Below are 15,923 nucleotides of genomic sequence, written 5' to 3'. Positions count from 1 at the left end.
TACCAAATCAATAGAATTTATCAATCTATTAACGGAAATGATGATTGATCCATCCTGTTATTTGCTCCAGCGCCTTATCAAAATTGCGATAGACCGGATTGAAGGGGATCTCAAACAGTTTGCCTTCACTCGATGACGTACTGATTAAATGCGACTCCTCTTCCGGGCTGAACGGATCGTTTTGCCAGAAACCGGAAAGCATCGGCGTTGGGCAACGCCGTCCGAGCAGCCCCTGCGTTTTCAGGGAGTAGCGGTTCAACTCAACGCGCAGCGCTTCATCGGAAGCGTCATGCATACCCAGACGGCTGGCCAGGACATCAAGATACATTTCCGGCACCTGCCCCTGGCGTAACGGCTGGTTAAGCAACGCATGCACTATCGGCCCCAGACACGCCACCGCTTTCAGGCGCGGCGCTTCCAGATACGCCAGGCGTACCGCCACGTTTGCGCCAAAACGGAAGCCAAACGCCGCGACCCGCGTATGATCGACCCACGGAATATTCGGCAGCGCTTTCAAAACATGCTGATGCAACAGGCTAGAATCCTGGGTTAATTTCCATTTCGACGAAAAGCCGACAGAAGGCATATCCAGCGTCAGCATCGCCATCCCCTGCGGAGCAAAGTAACGCTCATACAGGGTGTAGTAATCGATTTGCAGGCCATCCAGCCCGCCGCACATTAAGACTGTCGGGAAAGGGCCGTCGCCAGGCGGCATATGCAAAAAGCCGGTTACCGGTGCGCCCCCCGGAATACTGAACGCGATCTCCTTGAGCGCCCCAGGCAGGCGCTGTGCCGCCTCTTCATAGGCGCGATTCGCCAGCGCCTGTGCCTGTTCGGCCAGTACATCGCCTTTGATGTGCGGATAAGCTGCCACGCTGTACAAGCAGGAGGCCCGCAGCCAGTGACGACCGCTCTGCGCCGCTTCCTGCTCCTGCATCGCCTTTTGCTGCCAGAGCATCGCCTGCGTGGACCATTCGTAGATCCAGTTACCGCTGCGGTAACCCACTACCGTGTCGTACAGTTCTGGATCGGTATGCTCGGCCTGGCTTATTACAATGCGCGACTGTACTTCAAGGATCTCGCGGGCATCAATGCCGCGCCAAATCCATATTAAGCGGTTGAGCATGCGATACCAGTGTGGGACGTTTTTACCATCCAGCGTTGATAAGATTTGCTGCTGCGTGCCAGCGTTAAACCGACGAACCAGCGTTGACGTTTCAGGATGCTTGAAACGGGGTTTGAACAGGGTTTCGCTAAGATTGGTTTGTGACATCGCGCGCAAGCCTCCATGTATCTATCACTGGAGGTTATTGTAACCTGAGGCGCTATAAAATGAACAACGCCCGGTAGAACCGGGCGTTAGCAGAATGTGCGGGGGAATTAGCGACCGCTGATAGGCGGAATGAAAACGACGCCCATATCCCACGGCTGTTCAATCCAGGTATCCTGCGGAATATCAACAACATAATCGTCAACCAGCGGTCGACCTGCCGGTTTAGCGAAGATGGTGACGAAGTGCGCTTTTGGATACATTTCACGGATCGCTACCGCAGTACCGCCGGTATCGACCAGATCGTCAATCACGATAAAACCTTCCCCATCGCCTTCTGCACGTTTCAGCACTTTCAATTCGCGCTGGTTATCGTGGTCGTAGCTGGAGATGCAAACGGTATCAACATGACGAATGCCCAACTCACGCGCCAGTAATGCGCCCGGTACCAGACCGCCGCGGCTTACGGCGATAATGCCTTTCCATTGTTCTGAAGGCATCAGTCGGGCGGCCAGTTTGCGTGCGTGAATCTGCAACATGTCCCAGGTGACGACGTATTTTTCGCTCATGTGAAGTGTCCCAGCCCGTGTTTTACGGCTTAAAAAGTGTTCCAGGGGAAAATCGGTTGCGCGAGATTATAGAGATCTGCGGCACTAAAAACCAGTAGAACCCGGCATTAGCGGCGCTATTTCCATGTTTACAGGCTCGCAGTCTGGCAAGAAAGTGTTATTCTCAAGGCCATCTCGCAAGCCGCTCTTGCGATGCCCTTTTATTTAACCCTGTGACCTGCAAGGTAAGTTTCGCAGGCTCTTTGTAAGGAGACTCATTGTGTCTGAACTGTCTCAACTATCGCCACAACCGCTGTGGGATATTTTTGCCAAAATCTGTTCTATTCCTCACCCGTCCTACCATGAAGAACAACTCGCCGAACATATTATGGGCTGGGCGAAGGAAAAAGGTCTCCACGCAGAGCGCGACCAGGTGGGCAACATTCTGATCCGCAAACCGGCCACCGCTGGCATGGAAAATCGCAAACCGGTGGTATTGCAGGCGCATCTGGACATGGTGCCGCAGAAAAATAACGATACCGTTCACGACTTCACCACCGATCCGATTCGTCCGTATATTGATGGCGAATGGGTTAAAGCGCGCGGCACCACACTCGGCGCGGATAACGGCATTGGTATGGCCTCTGCGCTGGCCGTACTGGCCGATTCCACCGTGCAACACGGCCCGCTGGAAGTGCTACTGACCATGACCGAAGAAGCGGGTATGGACGGCGCGTTTGGTTTGCAGGCCAACTGGTTGCAGGCCGATATTCTGATTAACACCGACTCTGAAGAAGAGGGTGAAATTTACATGGGCTGCGCGGGCGGGATAGATTTTATCACCACCCTGCCGCTGACCCGCGAAGCCGTACCGGCCGGTTATGAAACCTTCAAATTGACGCTGAAAGGCCTGAAAGGTGGCCACTCTGGAGCAGAAATTCATGTCGGTCTGGGCAATGCCAACAAACTGCTGGCGCGCTTCCTTGCCGGACACGCGGCGGAACTGGATCTGCGTCTGCTTGATTTCACCGGTGGCACCCTGCGCAACGCCATCCCGCGCGAAGCAATTGCCATCGTTGCTGTTCCGGCTGCTAACGTCGCACAGCTCAAAACACTGGCCAGCACGTACCAGGCAATCCTGAAAAACGAGCTGGAGATGAAAGAGAAGAACCTGGTGGTGCTGCTGGAAAGCGCAAGCAGCGACAAAGCCGCGTTGACCACGACTTCCCGCGACACATTTGTTCGCCTGCTGAATGCCACGCCAAACGGCGTCATTCGTAACTCAGACGTGGCAAAAGGCGTGGTTGAAACCTCGCTGAACGTCGGCGTAGTTACCCTGCAGGATGACAGCGCGGAAATCATCTGCCTTATCCGTTCGCTGGTTGATAGCGGTAAAGATTACGTGGTGAGCATGCTGGAATCGCTGGGCGCGTTGGCTGGCGCGAAAACTGCGCCGAAAGGCGGCTACCCGGGCTGGCAGCCTGATGCGCATTCGCCGGTAATGGCGCTGGTGCGTGAGACTTATCAGCGTTTGTTCAACAAAACGCCGAACATTCAGGTGATCCACGCGGGTCTGGAGTGCGGTCTGTTCAAAAAACCGTACCCGAACATGGACATGGTCTCCATTGGGCCGACCATTACTGGCCCGCACTCTCCGGATGAGCAAGTGCATATCGAAAGCGTGGGCCATTACTGGACGCTGCTGACCGAGCTGCTGAAAGCTATTCCGGCGAAATAAGCCCGCTGTCCGCGCCACCCGGCGCGGACATTCATTTATAACCCCAGTACCAGTTGCCTTTCCAGTTGCGGATCCAGCAACGTCACATGCAGCCCTACCAGCCGCACACCGCGCCCGCCGCGACGCTCATTCCACGTTTTCCGCGCCGTTGCCAGCAGATCCTCTTTATTTAAGCGCGGCCAGACATGTTCCTGAGTCGTGAGCTGAAAATCATTAAACTTCAGCTTTACGCCCTGGCGGGCAATCAGCAAATCCGGCTTCACTTTTGCCAGCCGTCGCTCCAGCTCCGGGTATAAATGCTCAATGATCGCTTCGCACTCTTCCCAGTGGTGAATATCGTCTGCCAGCGTGCGCTCCACACCGACGGATTTACGTAACCGCTCGCTACTGATCTCCCGTTCATCAATGCCCTGGCTGCGCTCCCACAAAATACGGCCAAATTTACCAAAGCGTTTAAGCAACATTGCCAGATCGCTGCGCTGCACGTCGTCGCAGGTGCGCAGCCCCAGCGTCTCCAGTTTTGCCGCCGACACTTTTCCGACGCCCGGGATCTTGCTTAACGGCAGCGTGCGGAGAAACTGCGGAACGTCCGCTGGCGTGATCACATACTGGCCGTTGGGTTTGTTGAGATCGGAGGCAATTTTGGCGAGAAACTTCACCGGCGCGACACCCGCCGAAGCCGTCAATTGCGTTTCATTAAAAATAGTCTGGCGGATCTCCTGCGCCATTAGCGTCGCTGAACCGTGGCAGTGCGGGCTGTCGGTGACATCCAGATAGGCTTCATCCAGCGAAAGCGGTTCAATCAACGTCGTGTAGCGGGAAAAGATCTCGCGGATCTGATTTGACGCCTCTTTATAAGCATCAAAACGGCCGGGCAGCAGAGTGAGGTGAGGACAAAGTTTCAGCGCCATTGCCGTGGGCATTGCGCTGCGCACACCAAATTTACGCGCCGGATAATTGGCAGTGCTGATAACGCCACGCTTAACGCGGCTGCCGCCAATAGCCAGGGGGATGTCGCGCAGGGCGGGATTATCGCGCATCTCAACCGCCGCGAAAAAGCAATCCATATCGACATGTATGATTTTGCGCATGTGTACGCCCTCACAGAACACTGGATAAGTATACAGCACACTGTAGTGAATTGAGAAGCCAGTGCGTAAAACTGCCGAAAAGAGGGTAATTTGATAGTTACTTCTGCCGTTTTAGTTTCATAATAAGCACCAGCTAAACGGCCAGGTGTTTGAAACGCAAAACAGAACATCATTTGCGCCATGGTGAAAATATCGCCAAAAAAGAGGAAGCGTGAAAGATGAACGCTATTCTGGCTTGCGAAAAAATGCCGTAATGCTAATGTGGGCGCTCCGAAACAGATTAGTCTGAATTTTGGGCATCTTTTGCCGTCCTGGCAATGTGGTATTCGCTTTATCAAGGAAACAAGTTGTATGCGCAAAATCGCATTATTTATTGCGATGCTTCTGATCCCGTGCGTCTCGTTTGCTGGCTTAATGGGCAGCAACAGTTCGATTACGCCGGTAAGCAAAGAATATAAGCAGCAATTAATGGGGTCGCCGGTTTATATCCAAATCTTCAAAGAAGAGCGCACCCTTGATCTCTACGTCAAAATGGGTGAGCAATACCAACTGCTCAACAGCTATAAAATCTGCAATTACTCCGGCGGTCTGGGCCCGAAACAGCGCCAGGGCGATTTTAAAAGCCCGGAAGGGTTTTACTCCATTCAGCGTAATCAGTTGAAGCCGGACAGCCGCTTCTACAAAGCGATCAACATTGGTTTTCCGAATTCCTATGACCGCGCCCACGGCTATGAAGGCAAATACCTGATGATCCACGGTGCCTGCGTCTCGATTGGCTGCTATGCCATGACGGATTCGAACATTGATGAGATCTTCCAGTTTGTGACTGCCGCGCTGGTCTTTGGGCAGCCGAATGTGCAGCTGAGCATCTATCCGTTCCGCATGACTGACGCCAATATGCAGCGTCACAAATACTCGACCTATGCGGATTTCTGGAAACAACTGAAGCCAGGTTACGACTATTTTGCCACCACCCACCAGCCGCCGGTTGTCTCGGTTGTGGATGGTCGCTATGTCGTCAGCAAGCCACTGAACACCGCTGTTCAGCCACAGCTGGCGTCAAACTACGCGCTCCCCCAGACAAAATAATGCCCACTCACCTGGCATAATCTTTTGCCAGGTTTCGTTGCCGGTTAACGGCTGGGTGGCAATCACGGTAACCACATCGTTCGGTGTGGTTTCCCGCTGAAAATCAATTTCAACGTCCTGATCCAGTAGTTTCGCTACGCCAAACGGTGCCCGCCGGGTGATCGAGAACAAATTCGTCGAGCAGAACGCCATCACGTAGCGCCCGTCCGATAACAACATATTGAAAACGCCCTTCTCGCGCAGTTGCGTTGCCAGCGAGGCAATGTACTTAAACACCGCCGTCATATTGGCCGGGGTACGCGGATAACGTTCCGTAAGCTTATGCAGCAACCAGCAGAACGCTTTTTCACTGTCGGTTTCGCCAACCGGGCGAAAATTGCCGGTCTCAAGCGACTTATAGCCACTCAACTGACCGTTGTGTGCGTAAGTCCAGTTGCGCCCCCACAGCTCACGGGTGAACGGATGGGTATTTTCCAGCGCCACTTCGCCACGGTTAGCCTGGCGGATATGCGCCACTACCGAGCGGGACTTGATCGGGTAGTCCTGCACCAGCTTCGCGATCGGGGAGTTAAAACTCGGTTGCGGATCTTTGAACGTGCGACAGCCCTTGCCCTCATAAAAAGTGATGCCCCAGCCGTCTTTATGCGGCCCGGTTCCACCACCGCGCTGAACAAGCCCGGTAAAACTAAAACAGATATCGGTCGGCACATTAGCGCTCATACCGAGCAGTTCGCACATATTAACCCCCAACAACGCCTTAATTCTGGGAAGGCGTAATTGTTGCAGCCAGTGTGAACAAGGACAGCGCAGAAAAACCGGAACGTACACAGAGTACGTGAGGATTTTGAGCACCGCCCAGGTTCAAAATGGCAGATAAAATAGCCTTCCCTACGCCTTAACCATCTCTTTTTCGATCAACTGAATCAGGATATGAATCACTTTGATATGGATCTCCTGAATACGATCAGCATAACCGAAATGCGGCACACGAATTTCAACATCCGCTGTCCCTGCCATCTTGCCGCCATCTTTACCGGTCAGGGTGATGACTTTCATCCCCTTCTCACGTGCTGCCGCCACCGCTTTGATCACGTTGCCAGAGTTACCAGAAGTGGAAATACCCAGCAGCACGTCGCCTTCACGACCCACGGCTTCCACATAACGGGAGAAGACGTAGTCGTAACCGAAGTCGTTGCTTACGCAGGATAGATGGCTGACGTCGGAGATAGCAATCGCCGGATAGCCAGGACGGTTTTCACGGTAGCGACCGGTTAACTCTTCCGCAAAATGCATGGCATCGCAGTGAGAACCGCCGTTACCGCATGACAACACTTTACCACCCGCTTTGAAACTGTCCGCCAACAGCACCGCCGCGCGCTGAATCGCGTGAATATTGGCTTCATCTTTCAAGAAATTCGCCAGCGTTTCCGCCGCTTCGTTCAGTTCGTTACGAATCAGATCCTGGTACATGAGGATATCCTTCAGCATAGATGTAAATAACATTGCGCAGTGTACCGGATAGGATCCGGAGCGAGAAGCTAAAGCCACAGCACCTTCGCGTTTTCGTTTTCCGTGCGCAAAATCCCCCCAACAATGTGAACCAGGTTGTAATTATTTTGTAAACACATTGCTAAAAGAAATCTCATCCACTACAACCATAACATCACAAGTGGTCAGACCTCCTACAAGACAGGGAGCTTTTTTCTATGATGATTTTGAGCCTTATCGCAACGGTCGTTCTCCTCGGTGTGCTGTTTTATCACCGGGTCAATCTGCTCCTGGGCAGCGTGATTTTACTGGCCTGGACTGCCGCGCTGGGTGTTATGGGGCTGTGGTCCATCTGGGTGCTGCTGCCGCTGGCGATCATTCTGGTGCCGTTCAACCTGCCGCCGATGCGTAAAGCGCTAATTTCCGCTCCAGTATTTCGCGGGTTTCGCAAAGTAATGCCGCCGATGTCGCGTACCGAAAAAGAAGCGATCGACGCAGGCACGACCTGGTGGGAAGGCGATCTGTTTCGCGGTAACCCGGACTGGAAAAAGCTGCACAACTATCCGCAGCCGCGTATGACTGCTGAAGAACAAGCCTTTATCGACGGTCCGGTGGAAGAAGCCTGTCGCATGGCGAACGATTTCCAGATCACCCATGAAATGGCCGATCTGCCGCCGGCGTTGTGGGCGTTCTTAAAAGAGCACCGCTTCTTCGCGATGATCATCAAAAAAGAGTACGGCGGGCTGGAATTTTCTGCTTATGCGCAGTCCCGCGTGTTGCAAAAACTCTCCGGCGTCTCAGGTATTCTCGCCATCACTGTCGGCGTGCCGAACTCTTTAGGTCCTGGCGAACTGCTGCAACACTACGGTACGGAAGAGCAAAAAAATCATTATCTGCCGCGCCTGGCACGGGGTCTGGAGATTCCCTGCTTTGCGCTGACCAGCCCGGAAGCCGGTTCCGATGCCGGCGCTATCCCCGATACCGGTGTGGTCTGCATGGGCGAATGGCAGGGCGAGCAAGTGCTCGGCATGCGTCTGAGCTGGAATAAACGCTATATCACACTGGCACCGATTGCCACCGTACTCGGCCTGGCCTTTAAACTGTCGGATCCGGAAAAACTGCTCGGCGGCGAAGAAGAGCTGGGCATCACCTGTGCGCTGATCCCGACATCAACGCCGGGCGTGGAAATTGGCCGTCGTCACTTCCCGCTGAACGTTCCATTTCAGAACGGGCCAACCCGCGGCGACGATGTGTTTGTGCCGATTGATTACATTATTGGCGGGCCAAAAATGGCCGGTCAGGGCTGGCGTATGCTGGTGGAATGTTTGTCAGTCGGTCGCGGTATTACTCTACCGTCTAACTCCACCGGCGGCCTGAAATCTGTCGCAATGGGGATTGGCGCTTACGCCCATATTCGCCGCCAGTTCAAAGTGCCAATCGGCAAAATGGAAGGTATTGAAGAGCCGCTGGCACGCATCGGCGGTAACGCTTACGTGATGGATGCTGCAGCCTCGCTCATCACCTACGGCATTATGCTCGGCGAAAAACCGGCGGTGCTCTCCGCTATCGTCAAATACCACTGCACCCACCGGGGCCAACAATCCATCATTGATGCGATGGATATTGCTGGCGGTAAAGGCATTATGCTCGGCGAAGGCAATTTCCTGGCTCGTGCCTACCAGGGCGCGCCGATTGCCATTACCGTGGAAGGTGCGAACATCCTGACCCGCAGCATGATGATTTTCGGCCAGGGTGCGATCCGCTGCCATCCGTATGTGCTGGAAGAGATGGCCGCCGCGCAGAACAATGATGTGGACGCTTTCGATAAACTGCTGTTTAAACATATCGGCCATGTCGGCAGCAATAAAATGCGTAGCCTGTGGCTTGGCCTGACGCGCGGTTTAACCAGCGCCACGCCGACCCGCGATGCGACGAAACGTTACTACCAGCATCTGAACCGCCTGAGCGCCAACCTTGCGCTGCTGTCTGATGTCTCAATGGCCGTGCTGGGTGGCAGCCTGAAACGCCGCGAGCGTATCTCCGCCCGTCTGGGCGATATTCTCAGCCAGTTGTTCCTCGCCTCTGCCACGCTTAAACGTTATGAGGATGAAGGCCGCCAGGAAGCGGATCTGTCCCTGGTACACTGGGGCCTGCAGGATGCGTTGTATCAGGCGGAGCAAGCGATGAGCGATCTGCTGGAGAACTTCCCGAACCGCTTCGTTGCGGGCACATTAAGCCTGGTGATTTTCCCGACCGGCCGCCATTACCGCGCGCCGTCTGACAAACTGGACCACGCAGTGGCGAAGATCCTGCAAACGCCGAGCGCCACCCGCTCCCGCATTGGGCGCGGCCAGTATCTGGCGCCGAGCGAGCACAACCCGGTGGGCCTGCTGGAAGAGGCGCTGGTCGATGTGATGGCAGCCGATCCTGTTCACCAACGCATCTGTAAAGCGCTGGGTAAAAATCTGCCGTTTACCCGCCTGAATGATCTTGCCCAGCAAGCGCTGGCAAGCGGGTTAATCACAGCAGAAGAAGCGGCACTATTGAGCAAAGCGGAAGTCAGCCGTCTGCGCAGCATTAACGTTGATGACTTTGCACCAGAGGCACTGGCAACTCAGCCGGTGGTCAACGCACCGGAAAAGCTGCGCAAACCGGAAGCGGCCTGATGCGGTAATAGTCTGGGTAATAGCCTGAAAGCATTCTTCCCTTACCAAAACCCGCAACTGCGGGTTTTTTTATGGCTTAGCATGCTACAGTGTGCAAATGCTGTCTTACGGGGAGCCAACACTGTGCCTGGTTTGAAAATTACACTGTTACAACAACCGTTAGTCTGGATGGATGGGCCCGCGAATCTGCGCCATTTCGACATCCAACTGGAAGGCGTTACCGGCCGGGATATCATCGTCCTGCCCGAAATGTTCACCACCGGCTTTGCGATGGAAGCCGCGAAACAGTCCATGTCGCAAGAAGATGTGGTGGCATGGATGCAAAGTAAAGCCCGCCAGGCCAATGCGCTGATTGCGGGCAGCGCCGCGCTACAAACGGATCGCGGGCCGGTAAACCGTTTTCTGCTGGTTGAGCCGGAAGGCAAAGTGCATTTTTACGATAAGCGCCATCTGTTCCGCATGGCCGAGGAGCACCATCACTACGAAGCAGGAAATGAACGCGTGGTATTTGAGTGGCGCGGCTGGCGCATTCTGCCGCTGGTTTGCTACGACCTGCGTTTCCCGGTGTGGTCGCGCAACCGCAACGATTACGATCTGTTGCTCTATGTTGCTAACTGGCCTGCGCCGCGCTCGCTGCACTGGCAGTCGTTGCTGGTAGCACGCGCGATTGAAAACCAGGTGTGGGTGGCGGGTTGCAACCGCGTCGGCACAGACGGTAATGGTCATCACTACCGTGGCGACAGCCGGGTGATCAGCCCGCAGGGCGAGATTATCGCCACCGCCGAGCCGCACCTGGCAACGCGCATCGACGCCGAAATGTCGCTCAGCGTGTTGCAGGAATACCGTGCGCAGTTCCCGGCGTGGCAGGATGCCGATCCGTTTACGCTGGATTAACGCAGAGTCTGAAGGCCGGATACTCTCCGGCCTTTTTATTTGCCGTGCAGATCCCGCCTGTGGCGCTACGCTTAGCGCGCCTACGATTTTGAGGGAAGCAAAAACAACGTGTGTCTGAAAGCGATACAGGCCGGATAAAGCGTCGCCGCCATCCGGCATGATCCCTTTTAACTCACTAACGCTTGCCCATCTTTGCGGCTTTCAGTCGCCGCAACGTAGTGCCCTTCCGGCATGCGATAGATCACCTGCGCACCACCAAAATGATACCCCTCCAGCGGATCTTCCACCGTAATCCGGTGCCCTAGCGCGCGCAGCCCGGCAATCAGATTGCGTTCAAACGTTGCTTCCACCACCACATCCCTGCCTTTTACCACGCGCCAGCGAGGTGCATCGATCGCCGCCTGCGGGTTCTGTCCGTGCAACATAATGCGCAACGCCATCTGCATATGGCCTTGTGCCTGCATCGGCCCGCCCATCACGCCGAAAGACATCAGCGGTTTGCCGTCTGCCCCCATCGCAAAGCCTGGGATAATGGTGTGTAACGGACGTTTTCCGCCCGCCAGCGCATTCGGGTGTTGCGGATCGAGCACAAAACCACAGCCGCGGTTTTGCAGACTGATACCCGTTTCGGGCACCACGACGCCGGACCCAAACCCCATATAGTTGGACTGAATAAACGATACCATCATGCCGCTGGCATCCGCTGTGGAGAGGTAAACCGTACCGCTTTGCGTCGGCGAACCGTAAACAAAATCGGCGGCCTTATCCGGGTCGATCAGCGCCGCACGGGCTTTTAAATAGTCGTCGCTGAGCAACAGGTCGGCAGCGAATTCCAGGTGATCTTCATCAGCGACATAACGATCGAGATCGGCCAGCGCCAGTTTCATCGCTTCAATCGACAGATGCAGCGACTGTACCGAATCCGGGTCATAGCGACCAATATCGCAGTGCTCAAGAATGCCGAGCGCAATCAGCGTCGCAATCCCCTGCCCGTTCGGCGGCAACTCCTGCACTGAACCACCGGCAAACGTCCTGGAGAGCAGTGTCACCCAGTCGGCTTTATGGTTTGCCAGATCCGCTTCGTTCAGGTGCGCCCCATGCTCTTTCGCGAAAGCGGCAATTTTCTGCGCCAGTTCACCGCGATAAAACGCTTCACCGTTGGTTTGCGCAATCAACTCCAGCGTCTTCGCTTGCGCCGGGTTACGGAAGATTTCGCCGATCTTCGGCGCGCGCCCTTCTGGCGCAAAACAGGCGCTAAAGCCCGGTTGATCTTTTAACCTGGTATAGCCGCGCTGCCAGAGTTCACCAATTAGCGGGGAAACCGGAAAACCGTTACGGGCATACTCAATCGCCGGTTGCGCCAGCGTAGTCAACGGCAGTGAACCAAAACGTTCGGCCAGCGCCACCCAGCCGGAAACCGCGCCGGGTACGGTAACGGCATTCCAGCCAAGCTCCGGTACCGCATCCAGACCAGCAAACATATCCGCATGCCAGCTCGCCGGGGAGCGGCCAGAAGCATTCAGACCGTGCAATTCTTTACCGTCCCAGACAATGGCAAAAGCGTCGCTACCAATGCCACAGCCGGTCGGCTCCACCACCGTCAGCGCCATCGCGGTGGCAATCGCCGCATCCACCGCATTCCCCCCGAGCGCCAGCATGCGCATGCCGGCCTGTGCCGCCAGCGGCTGGGATGTGGCTACCGCGTTGTGTCCCATCATCGGTGCGCGATATGAGGCATAACCCACTTTAAAATCAATCGCTTTCGTCATCGAAACTCCTTAGTCGTGGCGAGGATCGAGTGCATCGCGCAGCCCGTCGCCGAGTAAATTAAATCCCTGTACGGTCAGAAAAATCGCCACACCGGGGAAAATAGACATCCAGGGCGCTTGCTCCAGAAAACCTTTGGCAGTATTCAGCATCGCGCCCCAGGAGGGATACGGCGGCTGTTGGCCGAGGCCGAGAAAAGAGAGGCTGGCTTCGGTGATGATCGCCGAGGCAATCGCCAGTGTCGCCTGGACGAGGATCGGCGACATCACATTCGGCAGCACATAGCGCAGGATTATCCAGCGATCCGGCAGGCCAATTGCCCGCGCCCCGTCGATATACTCTTCGTTACGAATGGCGATCACCTGGCCACGCGTCAGCCGGGCGAAGATCGGCATCGCAGACAGGCCAATGGCGATCATGGCATTACTCAGGCTTGGGCCGAGGAACGCGCCGAGGGCGATCGCCATGATCAAAAATGGGCAGGCCAGCAGCGCTTCGATAAAGCGTGAAATCACCCCATCCCAGATCCCCTGGAAAAAACCGGCCAGCAGGCCAAGCGGCACGCCAATAACCACGGCAATCAGCACGGATATACAACCGGCCATCAGTGAGGTGCGCGCCCCCCAAACCATACGCGACAGAATATCGCGCCCCAGTTCATCGGTACCGAACCAGTACAGCTCCGAGGGTGGTTTACGTACCGCCAGAAAGTTTGCTTTTACTGGATCGAACGGTGCGATCCACGGCGCCAGCAAAGCGATCAATACGAAGATGCCGACAATCACCGCACCCATCACCGCACTTTTATTGCCGAGGAATTTCTTCAGTACCCGGTTTTCCGTACGCGGCAGCGACGCCGTCACGCCCGTAGTGGTCAGTTCCGCCATTATTCGCTCCGCATTTTTGGGTTAATCAGCACGTACAGCACATCGGCCAACAGATTGAGCAACAGGAAGCCAATTGCCACCACCAGCACCACACCCTGTACCACCGCGTAATCACGGTTGAATACCGAGTCGACAATCATTTTGCCGAAGCCGGGAATGGTAAATACCTGCTCGGTCAGCACCGCACCACCCAGTAGTTCGCCAAACAGCAGCGTGGTCAGGGTGATCACCGGCACCAGCGCATTACGAAATGCGTGCTTCATGATCACCGTTTTTGGCAACAGCCCCTTCGCCCTGGCGGTGCGGATGTAATCCGCTTTCAAGACAGCAATCATGGATGCGCGGGTGTGGCGCATTAAGGTTGCCGCCAGCCCGGTGCCAAGCACCAGCGAAGGCAGCAGCAAGGTGCGCAGGTTCTGCAGCGGATCTTCGCTGAAGGGGACAAAACCCGACGCGGGCAGCCATTGCAGATTGACGGAGAAAATCAGGATCAGCAGAATCCCCAGCCAAAAGTGCGGCACCGAAATGCCGGAAATGGCGACAAAGTTCGTGCCGTGATCGATCCAGCTATTCTTGTTGACTGCCGCCATGATCCCCATGCTGATGCCGAACAGCAGCGCGAAAATCATCGCCAGCAACGACATCTCCAGCGTAACGGGCAATTTGGTGGCAATCAGATGTGTCACCGTCTCCTGAGTGCGTAAGGAGACACCAAGATCTCCTTGCAAGGCGCGGGTAAGCCAGTGGAAATATTGCACCGGGATAGGTGCATCCAGATTCAGCTCCGCGCGCAGCTGGGCGATCACCGCCGGATCGCGCTCTTCTCCCAACATGGCCGTCAGCGGATCGCCGGGCAGCAACTTTTGCAGCCCGAAGACCATCATACTGACCATCAGCAGCGTCGGGATGGCGAGCAGCAGGCGTTTGCATATCAATTCCAGCATGGTATCTCCTTACAACTCCCGTTACTTCGCGAAGGTCATACCTGCCAGACGCACAATGCCGTCCGGGTAAGGTTTAAAGCCCTCTACTTTTTTATTCAGCCCAAAAATGCGCGGCTCGAAGTAGAGGTAAGCAATCGGCATATCGGTTTGCAGTTGTTTAACGACGTTTTCATACAGCCCTTTTCGGGTGGCCGGATCGTTATGCAAACGCGCCTGCGTCAGCCAGTCATCCACCTGTGCATTGCTGTAGCGGCCATCGTTGAGAGTGCCTTTACTGTGAATAAAGCCGAAGATACTGCCGTCTGGATCCGGGCGGCCAGACCAGCCAGAGTAGCTAAGCTGGAAGTCACCGCTTTGCTGGCGATCCAGCAGCGTGGCGAATTCGGTCATTTGTAGATTGACGTTAAAACCGGCCTCGGCGGTCATCGCCTGTAACACCTGCGCCACCTGCTGTGAGGTTGGGTTATTCGGCACCAGTAGCGAAACGGTGATCGGCGTCTTCACGCCTGCCGCTTTTAGCAACGCTTTGGCTTTTTCGATATCGCGCGGCGGCACTGGCAGATTAACGTGATACGGGCTGACCGGAGAGAATGGCTGGTTCGCCGGGGCATAGAGACCTTCGAATACCACCTGGTTTAATGCCTCACGGTCAATCGCCTGCGAGAACGCTTCACGCACGCGTGCATCTTTAAACGGATCGTTAGCCGGGACTTTGCCATTGTTGATGTTAAATGTGATGCCCTGATAGCCCAGCCCGGTGACCTTCGCCAGTTTTAATTTGCCGTCGTTCTCTACCGTTTTCACATCGCTTGGTACGATGCCTTCGCTCAGATCCAGATCGCCTGCGCGCAGGTTAGCCAGACGCACCGAGGCATCCGGGATCGGCAGATAAATCACTTTGTCGAAGTGGTAAGCACCTTTGTTCCAGTAGTTGTCAAACCGCGAAAGCACGATGCGATCCTGCGAAACGCGGCTGTCGAACTTGTATGGCCCGGAGCAGACCGGATGCGCGGCGAAGTCTGGCTTTTTCGCCGCTTCAGGTGCCAGCATCGCGCCTGCGCGGTCGGTAAGCTGCATCAGCAACGCCGAATCTGGCGTTTTCAGGTGCAGAGTGATTTGCATCGGCCCGGTCACTTCCACAGATTCTACCGAGGAGATCTCGCTTTTGCGCAGCGAGCCCGGCAGCGTCAGGGCGCGATCGAGGCTGAATTTCGCCGCGGCGGCATCAAATTTCTCGCCATCATGGAAAGTCACGCCGTCGCGCAGGTTCATGGTCAGGGTTTTGCCGTCTTCACTCCACGACCAGTCTGTCGCCAGCCCCGGCACCACTTTCAGGTTTTCATCAACATCCACCAGCCGATCGCACAGCGAAGCGAAGACAAAGCGGCCATAGTAGGTACGCGCGAGGTGCGGATCGAGCATGTCTGGATCTGCGCCTAATCCAATACGCAGCACACTTTCAGCATGGGTTGGCAGCGCAGCGCCCAGCAACATAACACTTCCCAGAACGGTCAAAAGAGAATTACGCACAATCATTATTT

Annotated in this window: 13 protein-coding genes; 4 read left to right on the top strand and 9 right to left on the bottom strand. The window is 55.4% G+C overall.

The window, feature by feature from the left end; genetic code table 11:
• Positions 1-28: 28 nt before the first annotated feature.
• Positions 29-1,273: an esterase FrsA gene (gene frsA / locus BM427_RS00280; RefSeq protein WP_090118284.1), complete on the bottom strand. Its 1,245-nt coding sequence runs from the start codon at positions 1,271-1,273 to the stop codon at positions 29-31.
• Between the two features lie 107 nt (positions 1,274-1,380).
• A complete protein-coding gene (gpt, locus tag BM427_RS00275) occupies positions 1,381-1,839 on the bottom strand; it encodes a xanthine phosphoribosyltransferase (RefSeq protein WP_090118283.1) in 459 nt (152 codons plus the stop codon).
• A gap of 259 nt (positions 1,840-2,098) precedes the next feature.
• Here gpt and pepD point away from each other — a divergent pair, with 259 nt between their 5' ends.
• Positions 2,099-3,556, top strand: coding sequence for a cytosol nonspecific dipeptidase (pepD, locus tag BM427_RS00270; protein ID WP_090118282.1), 1,458 nt, complete (start codon positions 2,099-2,101; stop codon positions 3,554-3,556).
• Positions 3,557-3,591: 35 nt separating this feature from the next.
• Here the strand turns inward: pepD and dinB are convergent, their stop codons facing one another.
• Positions 3,592-4,647, bottom strand: coding sequence for a DNA polymerase IV (dinB, locus tag BM427_RS00265; protein ID WP_090118281.1), 1,056 nt, complete (start codon positions 4,645-4,647; stop codon positions 3,592-3,594).
• Positions 4,648-4,998: 351 nt separating this feature from the next.
• Here dinB and dpaA point away from each other — a divergent pair, with 351 nt between their 5' ends.
• The gene (dpaA, locus tag BM427_RS00260) at positions 4,999-5,736 is read left to right on the top strand and encodes a peptidoglycan meso-diaminopimelic acid protein amidase (protein ID WP_090118280.1); all 738 of its coding nucleotides are present in this window, start codon (positions 4,999-5,001) and stop codon (positions 5,734-5,736) included.
• Here dpaA and BM427_RS00255 read toward each other — a convergent pair.
• Complete coding sequence (locus BM427_RS00255) at positions 5,707-6,474, bottom strand: class II glutamine amidotransferase (RefSeq protein WP_090118279.1); 768 nt, start codon at positions 6,472-6,474, stop codon at positions 5,707-5,709. The genes dpaA and BM427_RS00255 overlap by 30 nt on opposite strands.
• A gap of 150 nt (positions 6,475-6,624) precedes the next feature.
• Complete coding sequence (lpcA, locus tag BM427_RS00245; protein WP_007373312.1) at positions 6,625-7,206, bottom strand: D-sedoheptulose 7-phosphate isomerase; 582 nt, start codon at positions 7,204-7,206, stop codon at positions 6,625-6,627.
• Between the two features lie 236 nt (positions 7,207-7,442).
• Between lpcA and fadE the strand changes: the two genes are divergently transcribed.
• Together fadE and BM427_RS00235 are read left to right on the top strand one after the other, a co-directional pair.
• Positions 7,443-9,890: an acyl-CoA dehydrogenase FadE gene (gene fadE / locus BM427_RS00240; protein ID WP_090118277.1), complete on the top strand. Its 2,448-nt coding sequence runs from the start codon at positions 7,443-7,445 to the stop codon at positions 9,888-9,890.
• Positions 9,891-10,013: 123 nt separating this feature from the next.
• Entirely contained in the window at positions 10,014-10,784 is a 771-nt protein-coding gene (locus BM427_RS00235; RefSeq protein WP_090118276.1) for an amidohydrolase, read from the top strand.
• 167 nt (positions 10,785-10,951) lie between these two features.
• Here the strand turns inward: BM427_RS00235 and BM427_RS00230 are convergent, their stop codons facing one another.
• Genes BM427_RS00230 through BM427_RS00215 form a run of 4 tightly spaced genes read right to left on the bottom strand, consistent with a single transcriptional unit; the run spans position 10,952 to position 15,918 of the window.
• Complete coding sequence (locus BM427_RS00230) at positions 10,952-12,553, bottom strand: gamma-glutamyltransferase family protein (protein ID WP_090118275.1); 1,602 nt, start codon at positions 12,551-12,553, stop codon at positions 10,952-10,954.
• Between the two features lie 9 nt (positions 12,554-12,562).
• Positions 12,563-13,438 (bottom strand): ABC transporter permease, encoded by an 876-nt coding sequence (locus tag BM427_RS00225; RefSeq protein WP_090118274.1) that lies wholly within the window; start codon positions 13,436-13,438, stop codon positions 12,563-12,565.
• Positions 13,438-14,382 carry an ABC transporter permease gene (locus BM427_RS00220; RefSeq protein ID WP_064568343.1) on the bottom strand — a complete coding sequence of 315 codons (945 nt, stop codon included), beginning with the start codon at positions 14,380-14,382 and terminating at the stop codon, positions 13,438-13,440. Before BM427_RS00220 ends, BM427_RS00225 begins: the two co-directional genes overlap by 1 nt.
• Before the next feature lie 21 nt (positions 14,383-14,403).
• Complete coding sequence (locus BM427_RS00215) at positions 14,404-15,918, bottom strand: ABC transporter substrate-binding protein (RefSeq protein ID WP_175539115.1); 1,515 nt, start codon at positions 15,916-15,918, stop codon at positions 14,404-14,406.
• Positions 15,919-15,923 lie beyond the last annotated feature (5 nt).

The sequence above is a fragment of the Kosakonia arachidis genome, from assembly GCF_900116535.1.
Lineage (GTDB): Bacteria > Pseudomonadota > Gammaproteobacteria > Enterobacterales > Enterobacteriaceae > Kosakonia > Kosakonia arachidis.
Note: the sequence above shows the minus strand (reverse complement) of the source record. Positions and strands in the feature narration are given on the sequence as shown.

Excerpts from the sequence above, each read along its gene's own strand:
- BM427_RS00225 (WP_090118274.1), bottom strand. The coding sequence starts at position 13,438 with ATGGCGGAACTGACCACTACGGGCGTGACGGCGTCGCTGCCGCGTACG.
- BM427_RS00215 (WP_175539115.1), bottom strand. The coding sequence starts at position 15,918 with ATGATTGTGCGTAATTCTCTTTTGACCGTTCTGGGAAGTGTTATGTTG.
- gpt (WP_090118283.1), bottom strand. The coding sequence starts at position 1,839 with ATGAGCGAAAAATACGTCGTCACCTGGGACATGTTGCAGATTCACGCA.
- BM427_RS00230 (WP_090118275.1), bottom strand. The coding sequence starts at position 12,553 with ATGACGAAAGCGATTGATTTTAAAGTGGGTTATGCCTCATATCGCGCA.
- BM427_RS00255 (WP_090118279.1), bottom strand. The coding sequence starts at position 6,474 with ATGTGCGAACTGCTCGGTATGAGCGCTAATGTGCCGACCGATATCTGT.
- lpcA (WP_007373312.1), bottom strand. The coding sequence starts at position 7,206 with ATGTACCAGGATCTGATTCGTAACGAACTGAACGAAGCGGCGGAAACG.
- fadE (WP_090118277.1), top strand. The coding sequence starts at position 7,443 with ATGATGATTTTGAGCCTTATCGCAACGGTCGTTCTCCTCGGTGTGCTG.
- dinB (WP_090118281.1), bottom strand. The coding sequence starts at position 4,647 with ATGCGCAAAATCATACATGTCGATATGGATTGCTTTTTCGCGGCGGTT.
- frsA (WP_090118284.1), bottom strand. The coding sequence starts at position 1,273 with ATGTCACAAACCAATCTTAGCGAAACCCTGTTCAAACCCCGTTTCAAG.
- dpaA (WP_090118280.1), top strand. The coding sequence starts at position 4,999 with ATGCGCAAAATCGCATTATTTATTGCGATGCTTCTGATCCCGTGCGTC.
- BM427_RS00220 (WP_064568343.1), bottom strand. The coding sequence starts at position 14,382 with ATGCTGGAATTGATATGCAAACGCCTGCTGCTCGCCATCCCGACGCTG.